The sequence below is a fragment of the Nocardia sp. NBC_01503 genome, from assembly GCF_036327755.1.
Taxonomy (GTDB): domain Bacteria; phylum Actinomycetota; class Actinomycetes; order Mycobacteriales; family Mycobacteriaceae; genus Nocardia.
Map to the genome: position 1 here is coordinate 6067506 of NZ_CP109596.1, position 13485 is coordinate 6080990.

General features: G+C 66.8%; 12 protein-coding genes. 6 read left to right on the top strand and 6 right to left on the bottom strand.

All coding sequences use genetic code 11. The annotated features are described in order from the left end of the window. Window positions 1-130: 130 nt before the first annotated feature. Together OHB26_RS27580 and OHB26_RS27585 are read right to left on the bottom strand one after the other, a co-directional pair. Window positions 131-874 (bottom strand): hypothetical protein, encoded by a 744-nt coding sequence (locus OHB26_RS27580; protein WP_330180161.1) that lies wholly within the window; start codon window positions 872-874, stop codon window positions 131-133. Continuing rightward, the gene (locus OHB26_RS27585; protein ID WP_330180162.1) at window positions 871-4854 is read right to left on the bottom strand and encodes an nSTAND1 domain-containing NTPase; all 3984 of its coding nucleotides are present in this window, start codon (window positions 4852-4854) and stop codon (window positions 871-873) included. The genes OHB26_RS27580 and OHB26_RS27585 overlap by 4 nt, the downstream gene beginning before the upstream one ends. A gap of 238 nt (window positions 4855-5092) precedes the next feature. Between OHB26_RS27585 and OHB26_RS27590 the strand changes: the two genes are divergently transcribed. Continuing rightward, a complete protein-coding gene (locus OHB26_RS27590; RefSeq protein WP_330180163.1) occupies window positions 5093-5791 on the top strand; it encodes an oxygenase MpaB family protein in 699 nt (232 codons plus the stop codon). Between the two features lie 63 nt (window positions 5792-5854). On the opposite strand, the gene OHB26_RS27595 is transcribed toward OHB26_RS27590, so the two are convergent. After that, window positions 5855-6073, bottom strand: coding sequence for a hypothetical protein (locus tag OHB26_RS27595; RefSeq protein WP_330180164.1), 219 nt, complete (start codon window positions 6071-6073; stop codon window positions 5855-5857). A gap of 145 nt (window positions 6074-6218) precedes the next feature. Between OHB26_RS27595 and OHB26_RS27600 the strand changes: the two genes are divergently transcribed. Then, on the top strand, window positions 6219-7136 hold the full coding sequence (locus tag OHB26_RS27600; protein WP_330180165.1) for a helix-turn-helix domain-containing protein: 918 nt from the start codon (window positions 6219-6221) through the stop codon (window positions 7134-7136). A 25-nt stretch (window positions 7137-7161) separates the two neighbouring features. Further along, a complete protein-coding gene (locus OHB26_RS27605; RefSeq protein ID WP_330180166.1) occupies window positions 7162-7992 on the top strand; it encodes an SAM-dependent methyltransferase in 831 nt (276 codons plus the stop codon). A 33-nt stretch (window positions 7993-8025) separates the two neighbouring features. Here the strand turns inward: OHB26_RS27605 and OHB26_RS27610 are convergent, their stop codons facing one another. The 3 genes from OHB26_RS27610 to OHB26_RS27620 form a co-directional block, all read right to left on the bottom strand. Continuing rightward, the gene (locus tag OHB26_RS27610) at window positions 8026-8427 is read right to left on the bottom strand and encodes a hypothetical protein (protein ID WP_330180167.1); all 402 of its coding nucleotides are present in this window, start codon (window positions 8425-8427) and stop codon (window positions 8026-8028) included. Window positions 8428-8490: 63 nt separating this feature from the next. Then, on the bottom strand, window positions 8491-9315 hold the full coding sequence (locus OHB26_RS27615) for an SAM-dependent methyltransferase (protein WP_330180168.1): 825 nt from the start codon (window positions 9313-9315) through the stop codon (window positions 8491-8493). Window positions 9316-9331: 16 nt separating this feature from the next. Then, on the bottom strand, window positions 9332-10231 hold the full coding sequence (locus OHB26_RS27620) for a helix-turn-helix domain-containing protein (RefSeq protein WP_330180169.1): 900 nt from the start codon (window positions 10229-10231) through the stop codon (window positions 9332-9334). A gap of 167 nt (window positions 10232-10398) precedes the next feature. Between OHB26_RS27620 and OHB26_RS27625 the strand changes: the two genes are divergently transcribed. From OHB26_RS27625 to OHB26_RS27635, 3 genes are all read left to right on the top strand, one after another. Beyond that, window positions 10399-11838 carry a helix-turn-helix domain-containing protein gene (locus tag OHB26_RS27625; RefSeq protein ID WP_330180170.1) on the top strand — a complete coding sequence of 480 codons (1440 nt, stop codon included), beginning with the start codon at window positions 10399-10401 and terminating at the stop codon, window positions 11836-11838. A 213-nt stretch (window positions 11839-12051) separates the two neighbouring features. Then, on the top strand, window positions 12052-12897 hold the full coding sequence (locus tag OHB26_RS27630; RefSeq protein ID WP_330180171.1) for a hypothetical protein: 846 nt from the start codon (window positions 12052-12054) through the stop codon (window positions 12895-12897). Beyond that, entirely contained in the window at window positions 12894-13448 is a 555-nt protein-coding gene (locus OHB26_RS27635) for a hypothetical protein (RefSeq protein WP_330180172.1), read from the top strand. The genes OHB26_RS27630 and OHB26_RS27635 overlap by 4 nt, the downstream gene beginning before the upstream one ends. Window positions 13449-13485 lie beyond the last annotated feature (37 nt).

Below are 13485 nucleotides of genomic sequence, written 5' to 3' on the forward strand. Positions count from 1 at the left end.
CATCGACCGCGCAACCGAATTCGTTCGGCCCTGCCCGCCGACACATCGAAATGCTCATGAACGCAACCCTACGGCGACCCACCGACAAATTAGGGTGGCGCGAGCTCGCCCGGGATGAAAGGTATTGGGGCTAGGACGAAATGAGGTGGAAGCCGGCCCCGGGGCCGCCGCGGCTGTCGAGGTCGGCCAGGATGGCGGTGATGCTGGTGCCCGCACCCCAGGACCACTGGTTACCGATCAGAGTGTCGCCCATGACGACGGGAGCGCCCGAGTCTCCGGGGTACTCCGAGACCGTGGTCAGCAGGTACGGACCTACGGTGGCGAGGGTGACACCGCAGGTGCGCGCGCTGGTCATGCCCTGTTTGCACACCGGGGTGCCGTCCGGGGGTGGTGCGCCGAGGTTGCGGACGGTTGTCTCACCGACCGTCGTGACCGGTTCGACGGTCGATTTGTCGAAGACGATGACCGCGTAGTCGAGTCCCGGACCATTCGGTCCCGGGACGACCGGGTTGCCGCCGCTGATGTATTCGACTCGGCCCAGCAGGTGCAGATCGGGCACGGTCGCGCCGGGTGCGAACGCCTCGGATTGCAGCAGCACCAGATCGCCGAGCCATTGCTGATCGCCGTCGTATTCGCAGTGCGCGTTGGTCAGGCCGATGAGGTTGCCCGCCGCGTCATATCCGATGGCGGTGAGCGTGCACATGTACACGACGGCGTGATCGGTCAGCGGTCCACCGCGCAGCACGGCCAGCCCGGTACCCGCGCCGACCAGCGCCCGTTCGGGTCGTGGCGGGGTGTCCGCGGCGGCGGTGGCGGTCCCGGCGAGGGTGAGCGCGGCGGTGCACAGCAGGGCCCATAGGCGGTTTCGGCTCACGTGGTCTCCGGACAGGGCGGCTGGTAGGGGAGCCGGGGCAGATGTGCGGCCCAGACCTCGCGGGTGAGCGCATTGTGGGTGACGGCGCAGATCCGTTGTGCCGCTTCGCGTTCGTCGAGATCCCAGATGCTCATCACGCTGTTGCCGACGCCGATCAACCGCCCACCGGCCGGGTCGAAACTCAGATTCCAGGTGGTGCGGCTCGGCATGGTGATGGTCTGCCCGATGGGCCGGGGATGGGCGCGATCGCGAAAGTCCCAGAGCCGCACCGTGGAATCCGCGCCCGCGGTAGCCATGAGGGTGCCGTCGGGGCTGAAGTCGACCGATTGGATATTGAAGGCGTGCCCGATGATCGGGTCGCCGAGCGGGTGCGCCTGCGCCGGGGAACTGATATCCCAGATCCGCAGGGTGTTCGCGGACAGGGTGACCATGGTGCGCTCATCGGGGGTGAGTCCGAACGCCCCGACCGGGTGATCGGGATCGCTTGCGATGCGGTGGATCTCGGTCATGCTGCCGCGGCGGGCGATATCCCAGAGCTTGATCAGGTACTCGGGTTCTCCGGCGGCATTCTTGTCGGGGGCGAGAGTCACCACCAGGTGACCGCTGTGCGGTATCGCGAACGCTGTCAAACCGATAGGGGCCGAACCTATTTCGGTGGGTGGGCTGACGGCGACCGGGTGCGCGGGATCGGACAGGTCCCACAGGCGCACGTTCCAGAACGATTCCAGGGTCACCAGCAGGCGCCCGCCCTGCCCGAACCAGCCCGCGACGGCGTCGGGGAAGCGGTAGAGCGTGCGGATGTGCGCGGGATCGCCGACATCGAGCAGTTGCACGCCCGCGTGCGCTCCGGCGCTGGTGATGGTCAGTCGGCCGTCGTCGCTGAGTGCGGGGGTGCCGGCGAAGTCCCGGCTCGGTCCGGGGCCGAGATCGGCGAGCAGGCGCACCGATCGGCGATCGTGTATGTCCCACAGCTCGATTCGGCCGTCCACCACGCTGGTCTCCATGGTGCCGACCGCACTGATGGCCCCCGAGTTGGCCGACCAGCCGATGCGACCGCCGATCACCGCGGGCGGGAGTGACCACAGCCGCAATCCGCCCTGCGCGCCGCCGACAGCGACGGTCTGTCCGTCGGCGGCGAAGGCCAGGGTGTTGGGGCTGTCCCGGCAGGGCTGGAAGCTGTTGGCATCGGGGCAGGGTGGTGATGGCGCGGCCAGCGGTTCGCCGAGACGAGTCGGGTGGGCGCGATCGACGACCGACCACAGGGTGATGCTGTCGCGGTCGCCGGTGGCCAGTATTCCGCTGTCGGGATCGAAAGCGAGCGAACGCAATTCGGATTTGGTAGCCACCACGAGCGGGCTGCCGATCTGCGCCGGTCGGCGCTGGTCGGCCAGGTCCCACAGGGTGACGGTGGCATCGGCGTTGCCGGTTGCCACGAAGGCGTTGTCGCCGCCGCCGACCGCCAGCGTGGTGCCGTCGCGGCTCAGGGACATGGCCTGAATCTCCGGCCCGGGCACCGATATCGGCGCGCTCAGGGCGGTGGGCGCCGCACCGGGTGAGAAGAGTTGGACGGTGTGGCTGCCCGCGACCGCGAGTTGCCCGCCCGGCCCGAAGGTCATGGCCACCACCGGCCCGATACCGGGCAGTTGGACGTATTGCCTTGGCGCGGAAGGATTGTCGATACCCCACAGGGTGACGGTCGTACCGTCGCTCCCGGCCAGGGTCTTCCCGTCCGGAGCGATGGCGAGCCTGCTCACCTTGCCCGCACCGGTGGTCGCGAGCTGATTCGGACGCGCGGGATCTTCGACGTTCCAGAGTCGAATCGCGCCCCCGCACGCGGCTGCCAGGAGTTTGCCATCCGGGCTGAACAGCGTTGCGGTCGCGGCATCCGCGCACTCGAGGGGTGATCCGAGGGATGCGGTATGGGCGAGGTCGGCGACCTCCCACAGTCGCACCGTGCCGTCCTGTCCGGCCGAGGCCAGCACTCGCCCGTCGGGCCGGTACGCCACCTGATTCACCGCACCCCGATGCCCGGCCAGGGGTGCTGCCAGCGGCAGGTTCTGGGTGCGCAACAGGCGCGAGCGAATATCCGGATCGCCGGGGTGCAGGCGATCGGCGACCAGATCGAGCTGGGCGGAGAGTGAGGGATCGGTGCCGCGGACACTGTCGGCCTCGGCCAACGTCGCCACCAGATCGGCGTTTTCACGCTCCTGCGCCGACAGTCTGGTCTGTGCGTACGCCGCTATGCCGAGTACCAGCACCCCGACGCCCAGGAGTGCGAGCACACTGCGTGTGGCGAGGGCGAGCCTGCGGGTGCGGGTCCGGGTGGTCTGCGCGGCGATGAGGAACTCGCCGATGACGCCTCCCGGTGACCCGACCAGCTGCTCCGCGGTGGTCAACCGCGCGCCCTGATACAGCAGGGCCGGATCACGCTGTGTCGCAGCCCATTCGGTGGCATCGAGCTCCAGTCGCTGACGTATCAGATGATCGACCCGGCCCTCGTCGATCCAGGCGCGCAGGCGGGGCCAGGCGTCCAGCACGATCTCATGGGTGAACCAGACGATTTCGCGCGCGGTACCGCTCTCGGGCTCGGCGCCGCTCGCCGGTGCGGCCGCGATACCGGATTCGCCGACACCCACGGAGTCCGCGGTGATCAACCGCGCGTCGATCAGGCGGATCAGCGCGGCCTGCGCGGCCTCGGAATTGCCTGTGCGCATGAGCAATTCCGCGCGCGGAACGCGGCGCCTGGTATCCCGGCTGTCGACGCCGACGGTGACCAGATACATGAGCAGTTCTTTGGCGGCGGCCTGTTCGGCGGGAGTCAGCGCCTGCCAGGCCAGTTCGGCGGTGGCGGCCACCGATCCGGCGACACCACCGGCCTTGCGATAGCCCGCCACCGTTAGCCGAGCGCCCGCCCGATGCTGCCAGGTGGCGGCCATGACATGCGAGAACAGGGGCAGCCCGCCGGGGTCGTAGCTGCGCCGGTCATGCCCCGCGCCCAGACCGCACAATTCGGTGACGACGAGTTCGGGCAGTCCCGGTTCGAGGTTCAGTCCGGCCGCCTGGGCCGGTCCGGTGATGGCCTCGCCGAGTTCCTCCACGCGCATCGGTCCCAATGCGTAGCAGCGGGCATTGATCGCGTCCTCGAGCACCGGATAGGCCAGACAGTGTGGGTAGAAGTCGGCGCGGACCGCGAGAACCACCATGGTGCGGGAGGTTTCGGTCAGGACCGCGATGTCGCGCAGGAACCGCTCGCGTTCGGGCTCGTCCCGGCAGAGTGTGAATGTCTCCTCGAATTGGTCGACGACCACGAGATCGGGGCGTTTGGTGTGCTGATCGGACGGGTTCAGCAACTCCGAGAGGGTTTTGGCCGGTCGGGTGCCGGGAGTCATGGAGGCCACACTCCAGTCCCGGTCGGCGCGCAGCGCCGGGATCACCCCCGCGTGCAGTACGGACGATTTACCGGCGCCCGAGGCCCCGATGACCACGACCGGACCCGTGTTCGGGCCATCCACCGTCCGGCGCAGCAGCTCCGTGATCTCCGTCGTGGCCCGGGTTCTGCCGAAGAACCATTCGCGGTCCTGCGGGCCGTAGGCGGCCAATCCCAGGTACGGGCAGGCGATTTCGGCTTCGGGGCCGCGGGCCTGTGCCGCCCGCCAAATCGCCCGCCAGGCGGGCAGTTTGACCAGTTCGGGCGCGGGCGCGCCGGTCCGGGTGGCTTTTTCGATCAGGGTGAGCAGGACCGGCAGCAGTGATTCGAACTCGGCTGGAACGGCTTTGCCGGTGCGCCAATCGCTGATTCGCTGCGTGGTGGCGGTATTGCTCCCACCGGCCGCGGCCATGCGCGCGGCCGCGGCCGCGGCGACGGATCGCAGCGTGGGGTTTCCGGCCGCGTCGAACAACGCCGACAACCTCTCGGCGAAAACCCTGCGCGGCAAGACACTCGCCCGCCGCCTCGGGACCTCGCCCGTACCGCTCGACACGCGCTCATGATCTCCCGAAAACCGCTTTCCACCAAACTGTCGCTCCGGCGGCCGCGCATCGGGGCCGCGTCCGGCAGCGACCCGTGGAGGTCAACCATGTTACTGGTGAATCCAGCACGGAATGCCTGGTGAGAATGGGCTGATCGCTGTTCACATGACCTAATCGAGCATTGACTCGCATAGTCGATTGCCGTTAAGTTAATGGGCATTCGCGCATCTCCGCGCTGAGGGGACAATTATGACCGCGGCCCCTGAGCCGCAGTACGACGACGCGCCGCTGACCAATGCGCAGACGCGCATTCGCATTCCGTCGATCCATCGGTCGGAGACCAAGCGGCTGCCGCAGCTACAGGACGCGCTCGACTTCTGGCAGTTCTCCGGTGCCGCGGCCAATGTGGCGATGCAGCTGGCGGTCCCCGGTGTCGGGCGGGGCGTGCTCGAGAGCAAGGTCGAATCCGGTTCGCTGATGGCGCATCCGTGGAAGCGGTTGCGCACCACCGCTTCGTATTTGGCGGTGGCGATCCTGGGCTCGCCGCAGGAGCAGGCGGAGTTCCGTGCGGCGGTGAATATCGCGCATCGCCAGCGGACGCGCGCCGATTTCGATATCTATTGGAATGAGGCGTGTCGGGAAGTGGCGGTCGATCCCGAGGTCCGCGCCTATATCGATGATCTGCTGCGTTTGCGGATGATCCACTGGTATCTGCGGGTGATCTTCGGCGGTCTACTGCGGTTCCTCACCGCCGGATACCTCGCACCACACTTCCGCGCGGCCATGGGGGTGGAGTGGAGCGCGGCCGATCAGCGGAGGTTCGAGCACCTGTTCGTCTTCGTCGGGTTCGTGAATCGCTTCGTCCCCAAGTTCATTCGCTTCGCCGGAACCACGTCGATGATGCGGAATGTGCGGCACCGAATGCGTAAGCACCGAGCCCTGATCTGATGCCGACCAAGCCGTCGGACCGCCGCGCTCGATCGAGGTGATCGGGCACGGCGGATTCCGGTTTCACGCCGATCGCCGCCGGAGCAGTCGTGACGGCTCGGTGAGTTGTGCGGCTTCGAGCTCGCGTTCGATAGCCTTTGCGGCGTAGTGCATTCCGGTGCGGCGCAGTAGTTCGATCCGGCGGTGTACGGCGTCCATGCCGTACGTACTGACAACCTCGGCGATCCCGATCCTGTCGTAGGTATCGAAGTCGAATCCTCGAGTGGTTTCGCCTGTCTTCATTGCGGCCCCCAACGGGGATGGGTGTGATCCCCGCGCACAGAATAGCGCAGTGCACGTGCATCGGCACGTGCAAGCATTTGAAGGGTGCCCTGTAATATGTTGTGGCACACTCAGGTTCGCGATGCCTATGCCGACAGGAGTGGCAGTGATCGAGAAATTGACCGCGGTACCGGGCGCGGATGCCCGAGAAGATCCGGATGAGGATCCGGCCTTACTGCGCCGGGTGCTCGGGCTGCGATTACGCAGGCTGCGCGAGGCGGCGGGGATCAGCGGCGACGCCGCGGGCCGGGTGATCCGGGCTTCGCATTCGAAGATCAGCCGGCTCGAGGCCGGTCGAGTGAGCTTTCGCGCGATGGATATCGATGATCTGCTCACCGCCTACGGTGTGCACGATGCCGGTGCACGCGCCGAGTATCTGCGCCTGGCGCACCGGGCCAATGCCGTCGGACGTTGGCAGGCGGGCGCGGATCTGACCACCGCGCGCCCGGACACCTATCTGGCACTCGAGGATTCGGCCGCCCTGATCCGTTGCTACGCACCGAGTTTGATGCCCGAACTGGTGCGGACTCCGTCTTACGCGCACACGATCTTCGCGATCGCCCATCGCGAATCGGCGGGCGAGATCGGGCAGCGTGTCGAACTGCTGGTACGGCGCCAGCAGCTGTTGATTCGCGCCGGTTCGCCCAAACTGTGGTTCGTCATCGAGGAGGCCGCCCTGCGCCGCCAGATCGGTGGCTCGGCGATGTGGCATTCGCAACTGGATCACCTCGCCGAGTTGGCGGCGCGCCCCGACATCACCGTGCAGGTGCTGCCCGACCATGTCGGTGGTCCCGCCATCAGTGACACCGCCTTCACCCTGCTGCGGTTCGCCGCCACCGAGTTGAGCGATATCGCCTATCTTCAGCACCTGGCCGGTGCCCAATTCCTCGACAAGACCGGCGATCTGGACCGGTTCAACGCGATCTGGGATCGGCTGTCGGTGTGCGCCGCTCCGCCCGAGTACACCGCCGATCTCCTCGACACGCTCCGAACCTCCGTCTCCACAGCTCGAACCATCCGCTGAATTCCTCTAGCAGAACTGAGATCTCATGTCCGACAACTCTCTCGGCACACCGCTGCCCACCGAGATCGACACCACCATCGCCCACGAGGCGCGCGTCTACGATTACTGGCTGGGCGGCAAGGAGAACTACCCCGCCGATCGCGCACTGGGCGACATGATCGCCGAGCATGTCCCCACCATCAAAACCATGGCGCGCGCCAACCGCGCCTTTCTGGCCCGGGCGGTCCGCTACCTGGTCGCCGACGCCGGGATCACCCAGTTCCTCGATATCGGCACCGGAATACCCACGGCCGGAAACACTCACGAGGTCGCGCAGAGTTCGGACCCCAACGCCCGCGTGGTCTACGTGGACAAGGATCCGATCGTGCTCGCCCATGCGCGCGCGTTGATGGACAGCACCCCGCAGGGCCGCACCCGGTTCATCCACGCCGACCTGCACGATCCGCGCTCGATCCTGGATCATCCCGATCTCACCGGCACCCTGGACCTGTCCGAACCGGTCGCGATCATGCTGGTGGCCATCATGATGTACTTCTCCGACGACGACCACCCGCAGCGGATCATCGCCGAACTGCTGGATGCGCTGCCCTCCGGCAGCTATGTCGTAATCACGCACCCCACAGCCGATTTCGCTCCCGAGGCGATGGCCGGGGTCAAGGCGGCCGCGGAGTCCTCCGGTATAGGATTCCATCCCCGTAGCAAGTCCGATACCGGCGATCTGTTCGCCGGAACGACCCTCATCGATCCGGGCCTGGTTCCCGTCGCCACCTGGCGCCCCGAGCTCACCGATCGCCCCGTCGCGGTCGCCGAGGCCGAAAGCGCCTGGTACTGGGCGGGTATCGGCCGCAAACCCTGAACCGGTCCGAGTCATGCCCGCAGGGGGCCGACTTCAGTTGGCCGCGAAGGCTGATCGGCCGAATTCGTTCCGCCGCACCGCCTCGACGAACGCCGAGTACTCGCGGTGGTCGAATACCAGCCTCGCGGATCCGGCGGTCGGCGCGTACTCCGGCGCCGCGCTGAACTCGTAGCGTCCGTCGGTGGTGCAGGCGATCAACAGTATTCGCCGCACGGGTGTGCCCGCTCGGATCGCCTCCAGGATGACTTCGAATTGGTCGTGGTCGAAGCTCAGGCATTGATCGAGCGGGACGCTCGTATGCGCGGTGTCGACGGTGGCGAGCTTGTCATCCCAGACGAGGGTGCGGTGGTCGTCTCGGTAGACCATGACGCATGCCTGTTGCGGGGAGCTGGTGCTGGCCTTGCGGAATTGTCCGGCGGTGGGTGTCGACAGCATGGTGGATCCTTTCGAACTGCGCGGACGACCTCCGTTGTCGCGCCGCACATCTATCTGTTCGCCTCAGGGGAGGGTTCCGATAGCGGCGAAGTTGCATGGACGGGCGTAGTCGGTGGTGTCCACCGGCTGATCGGGATGCCAGTCCGTGGCGTAGGTGATGCCCGGTTCGACGAGTTTCCAACCGTCGAAGCAGGTTTCGAACTGCTCGCGGGTGCGCAGGGTGACCGGTGTACTCGTATCGCCGAAGACCGCCGCACCGGCGGCTACCTGCTGTTTGATCTCCTGGCCCGCGTCCTGGAGGGATACATGGGTCATGGCGAGCTGGCTGCCGGGGACGACGGCCGCGCGCAGCCGGGCCAGCAGTGCGGCGGGATCGTCGGCATCGGGCACCCAGGGCAGTACCGAAACCAGCAGCAGCCCAACCGGTTCGGAGAAGTCGATCAGGCGCCGGGTCTCCGGGTGTTCGAGAATCCTCGCCGGATCGCGTAGATCGGCGTCGATCATGACGGTGCTGTCGAGCAGATCGTGCTCCCGCAGCAGATCTCGCGCCCGATTGATCGCCTCCTCGTCATTGTCCACGTAGACGACACGGGCGTCCGGAGCCAGCGAGCGGGCGACCTCATGGGTATTGCCGCCGGTCGGCAGCCCGGATCCGATATCGAGGAACTGGCGGATGCCACTGTCGATCATGTATCGCACCGCGCGCGTGAGAAATCGGCGGTTGTGCCGAGCCCAGAGCGGGTAGAAGGGGATCTCCTCGTAGAGCCGGTGGATGAATGGCAGATCCGATTCGAAGATCACCTCACCGGTGATCATATGGTGGTAGATGCGTGCCGGACTCGGCTTGTGGGTGTCTATCGGGCGGGGTTCGAAGTCATTGCTGGACATCGTATTTCCTCTGCGATCAGGGCTGGCGATGAACGGTGGGGCGGCTGCGCAGGCCGCGGGCGAGGTGTTCCATGAACTGGCGCGAGTCGGCCGGGCCGAGGGCGGTCATGGCCAGGCGGTTGAAGATGCGATCGCGGATGCCGACGGCGGGTTTGTCGTCGATATAGCGAATCTCGCCCTGCGCCTCGACGACCACCATCTCGAGATCGCCCGCGGCGCCCGGTGAGGGGACTCGGACCAGAATGTAGCGGTCCTCCATGCCCGCCCCGGGGGCCTGATGGGTGAACGGCATGACCTGGAGTTGGATATTGGGGCGATGGGACAGCTCGATGAGGTGACCGAGTTGATCGAGCATGACGCTGTCGCCGCCGTAGGTTCGGCGCAGGCAGGATTCGGAGAGGATGGCGTGGAATTCGGGCGCCCCGCGTTTGAACAGGATCTGCTGGCGCGCGGTCCGGGCCCGCACGTAATCCTCGACCGTCACCGCGTCCGGATCGCCGGGATCGGGCTGGAAGGGCTCATGCAGGGCGTGGATGTAGCTCGGGTGCTGGAGTAGGCCCGGCACGATCTCCGCCCCGGTCTCACGCAGGCGATCGGCCACATTCTCCAGATCGACCAGGAGCCGGAGCTCCTCGATATAGGCGCGGCGGTAACCCGAGTTCCAGAAGCCCCGGCGATGGCTGTCCTCGCGCAGGTCCAACAGGATTCGGATGTAGTCCTCATCGGAGATGCCGAGTTTGCGAGCGAGCGTGTCGAGCGCCTCGGCGGTCAGATTGCCGGTGCCCGCGATCGCGGCCGCGATGCGGGATTGGCTGACCCCGATGAGTTTGCCCGCCTCGGCCTGGGTGGTTCGCGCGCGCCGCAGCATCGCATCGATCTCCCTGCCCAGCAATACTTTTCGCGCGGTTCTCGCCATGGCTCCCCACCGTATCGGGCCGCTTCGCCTAGAGCCGCTTCAAGTTTCGCAAATCTGATTATCAGGATAGATTATCGGGCACGATTATTACGCGGAAGTGGCCGAGCGTGAATCCGAACCGTGACCGGCCGGTTACGTGTGAGTTAGCCGAGAAGGGCGGCGCCGCAATGGATGTCACCGACCCCTACGCCGGACACGGCGACCCGCACGCCGCGGGGGACTGGGGCCGAGCGCTGCGGGTGTACCGGCGTACCGAATTGGGGCTCAGCCGTGCGGATTTCGCCGAGCTGATCAATGAGCGGGCGCGTCGGCTCGGGATCAATGCCGCGTGTTCGGAGCGGCATATCGCGCGGTGGGAACTCGGCGAGGTGCGCAGACCGAACCGGACCTATCGAGATTTGCTGGCGGCCGTGGGTGCGCCGGATCCGGATATCGAGGTCGCGTCCGCGAATGTCAGGTCCGAGTCGGGGATGATGTCATGTTCGACCGGCGACGTGCCCAGAGGTGAAGTGCGGGACACCGATCCGACCTTTCTGGAGACACTCGCCAGCGCGGTGGTCGGCTCTCCCGATGTCCTGATTCCGTGGCTTCCGGCCCTCGGTGAGCCCGAACCCGGGACATCTTTCCCCGGCCCCGAACCCGATCATGACTTCGTGCGCGACGCCACCGCCAGATTGCGTGAAATCGACCAGCGGCACGGCGGCTCCGCCGTCGCGGACGCCGCCACCAACCTGCTGAAGCTCTCGACGACACTGCTGGCCCGGTACCGGGGACAGGCCCGCGAGCATTCGATGCTGGTCGCCTCCGCGGATCTGGCTCGCCTGTTGGGCTGGGCCTGCCACGATGTCGGTGACCAACATCGTGCGCGCCAATATGCCACGATGGCACTGCTTTTCGCGCGTCGGGCGGGCGCGGACAGCCTGGTCGCCTCGACCCTGTATGTGCTGGGCCGGATCAGTTTGATCGAACATGATCCGCGCACCGCGCTCCGTATGTTCCAGCTCGGGCAGTTGCCCGCCCAGGACGCGGCCAATGGCGGGGAATCGGCTCGGCTGTACGCCAATGAGGCCTGGGCGCACGCCATGATGGGTGATGTGAGCCGGATGCGATTCGCCCTCGCGCGCGCCGAGGACGAGATCACTCGGGTCGGGGATCTGGTCGATCCGTGGACCCGGGTGTTCTTCAGCCCAGGTGAGTTCACTGGTATGCAATCGGTGATCTACAACGAGTACGCGTTGACCGCGACCGGCCGGGCCGCGGAGGAGTACACGCTCAAAGCCGTTGCCAGCGCACGGGAATCGCTGGCCGCGTGCGCGCCCGGGCGACCGGCGCGCAGCATTCTGTTCGACAACATCACCATCGCCACCGGGGCGTTCCGGCTGCGTCAGATCGATGAGGCGGTGTCGTTCGCCACCGCCTCGCTGCGGCTGACCAGCGAGGTCGACAGTGGACGGGTCGCCGACCGGCTCGGCCGGTTGGTGCATATCGCCACCTTGACCTCACCGCGCTCCGATGTGCGTGATATCTGTCAGGACATCCGTCAAGCCCTCGATACCACACCGCACCGGGCACGTTCACCGATCCGACATCGGCTCGCGACAGCCTAGGAAAGCGTCATCTGTCATACCTGACATTCGTCGAATGTCCTGATCGGATCGGCGGATGTCATGCGGACCGGCCGCCCCGTCCGCATCTGACCTGTCGAATGTCATTGCCGCAGAGCTTGTATCCCGCTTGACTCGTGGTATGACCACAGATGATGCCCACGCCCGCCGCTCGGGCATGTGACGCGCGGCCGGAACAAGCGCGGGAGCACTCTCATGTGGTTCGGATATGCCCGGGTGGATCTGTTGCCGGCCGATCTCCGGCGCGGGGTGGCGCCCATGATTCACGATTACGCCGCACACGCCGGATTCGGTGAGGGCACAGTCGTTTTCGAGCCGATCGCCGCGGAGGTGCTGCTCCGCGAGATGCTCGCCGAACTCGATCGCGACGATCCGGCCGCGACGACGCAGCGCCGTCTGGTGGAGATCGCGCGGTCCTGGCGGGTGGACCTGGAGCAGGTCCTGCGGCCCTGGCCCCGCGCGGAGGTGTTGTGGCAGATCATCGAAACGACGGCCGGTGTGCCGGGTGCGCACCTGATCGTGCCCTCACGCGAGCATCTGGCCGACCTCGGGCCCTCCGGCCGTGCGGCGGTCGCCGAACTTGCCAAGGCGCGCATGAGAATTCACCACCTCGACGCGATTGTCGACGAGCCGGACGAGCCGCTTTCCCCCTCCTACACGGACGCGCGGGTGCTGGTGGAGTCCCGGCTCGGGTCGATCCCGGCCGTGGCCCAACTCGACGCGGCCACCGAACTGTTCCGCCTCGGCAGGATCGCGGCCGTCCAATCCGTCGATTCCATCTACGCGGCAATGATCAACGATCCGACCCGGCCGACCGCGGGTGTGCTGGAATTCCCGTCGGATATCGCGCCCGCGGTGATCCGGCTGCTCGGAACGGCGAGCGGACAGCTGGTGGTCGAGCTCGAGGAGCCGCATCCGCGAATGGACGAGATCGCTGCGTCCTTGGCCGTGCTGTGTGAGAGTTCGCAGCGTTTCATCGACGGCGGTCGCACCTTCACCCGTTGCGCACTGCCCCTGGAAGCATCGGATGTCGTTCCATGAGACCGAAATCGAGCACCATCGTCCGAGTCGGAGTGACCGCTATCCCGCCCAACGACCGCGAACCCTACCGCGATCGCCTGCTCGCCGCCGAGGGTCTGCTGGAGGCCCGGCAACTACTCCTCGCCATCGCCGGTACCCTCCAGGGTGGCTCCCCGCTGATCGAGTGGGCCCGTGAACTGGCCGATCTACACGCCACCCTCATCACCGTCGCGATCTCGGCGACCCGCCGCCCGTCCGACTTCGACGAAACCGTGACTCGCGGCCGGGTCGGCACCCTCATCGGCCGTATCGACGAGTGGTCGGCCTTTCATCTCCCGCGCCCCGCCACCGGACGCCGCCACACCCACTCACTGGGTGAGGTCATCAGCCATCTCGCCGCAACCTACGCCCAAATGCAGTGGACCCTGCGCCACAGCGACAGCGCCCAACATCACCACGACGCCGCGCTGCGCTTTGCCCAGGTCCAGGAGGGCTACGCCGATCTCGTCGACGAGATCCGCACCCTGCGCGTCCTACTCCCCTTGGGCTGGAACGGAATCGGGCAGCGGTAGGCGTGGCGGAGAAGTTCGCCGGGGCGCCTGTTCGAAC